We start from the raw sequence: 1,463 nt of genomic DNA on the forward strand, positions 1-1,463 counted from the left end.
GAACCGGTATTCTGATTTCTGCCGATCGCCCGGACACCGAGAGAGCCATCCGCCGCCCGTGTTAACGGCATAATCGCTTCCGGTCCGGCCTCACCCATCAGCCCGGCACCTTTGGCAAACGCAAAATAAGTCGGGGTGCTGACTATCTGATTACTGTACGCACTCAGGCCCGGGGAGTCATAAACCCCGCCCTTGGCATTTGCCGCAGCACCTCCCAGGAAGTCACCGACAGCACCAATCCAGCCACCGACACCAGACATGGACTTAATGCTGTTCACGATGGCAGCGTTGACCAGTATTTTCTGGATGGATTTAAGGACATCTATTGACCAGTCGCGCCAGCTGGCTTTGTTACCGTTCAGCATGTCAGTGATGTTATTCACCATACCGCCCATGGCGCTCTGTACCGCAGATGCGGTTTGCTCCGCATAGTCTCCGGCCTCAGCAACCCAGTCTTCCATCCCCCGGGTAACCCCGCTGGTCCAGTCAGACTGAACTTCCTTTATTTTCTGATATTTCAGGTTGAGCGCGTCAATCTCCCGGTTATAGGCTTCGGTCGCACTTTTTCCCTGATCCGATTGGGCATAAACACGATCAATCTGCTGACGCTCTTCATACAAACTGCGCCGGTTTCCGCCCATCCCACGGGTTTTATCAATTTGCTCCGCTTCGTCACTGAATTTCCGGGCATCGTCACGCATCGCTTTCAGCGCATCATCCATTTCACGCTGCTTTCTGACCGCCTCGTCGGCCTTTTGTGTCCACTCCGCCAGGGCAACAGAGGATGCGCGGATCGCTTTTCGCTGCTCATCCGTCCATTTGGTACCGGCCTCATGCGCAGCCGCATACAGCTCTGCGGCTTTTTCCCCCTGCGTGGCCCTGACTTTCTGAACCTCCGTGGCCACACTCAGATCCGCCATTTTGCGGGCATACTGCTCCGCCTGACGTTCCGCTTCTTTCTGCTCTTTATTGAAAGCACTCTGGGCGCTTTTACCCGCTTTCAGTTCCTTACTCAGCTTTTCCTGATTCCGGTAGGCTGCCACCTGATTATCAATGTATTTCTGCCGGTTATCGGCAAATTCGGGTTTATTCAGCAGACCGATATCATCTGCGGCAAACTCAGCCTGCCGGGTAACACGGGCTTCCCCTGTCAGTGCGGACAGTTCTTTGTCCCGCTCTGATTTCTGAATGAAATCCTGCTGTTTTTCGCTGAGAGGCGCTGCCGGGATACGCATCGGGCTGTTAACCAGAGCCAGACGGTTAGTCAGGATCTGATTTCCGGCAGACATTATCCGGTTAAATTCGCTATGCTCCGCATTCACCATCAGTAATGAATGACGCATATTATTCTGGGCAGCAGACTGCTGACGAATAAGAAAATCACGCTGACTTTCGACCGCCTTCAGTGCTGACTGAATCTCTTCCGATTTTTTGCTCAGCTCATTGAGCCTGCTCTGTTCAAC

At 53.5% G+C, this 1,463-nt stretch carries 1 protein-coding gene; it reads right to left on the minus strand.

What is annotated here, in order from left to right; genetic code table 11:
- On the minus strand, positions 1–1,463 hold a 1,463-nt coding region (locus tag GN208_RS17735; RefSeq protein ID WP_243828512.1), incomplete at both ends, for a phage tail tape measure protein.

This window comes from Morganella sp. HSTU-ASny43 (assembly GCF_022819185.1).
In the GTDB taxonomy this organism is placed as follows: domain Bacteria; phylum Pseudomonadota; class Gammaproteobacteria; order Enterobacterales; family Enterobacteriaceae; genus Morganella; species Morganella morganii.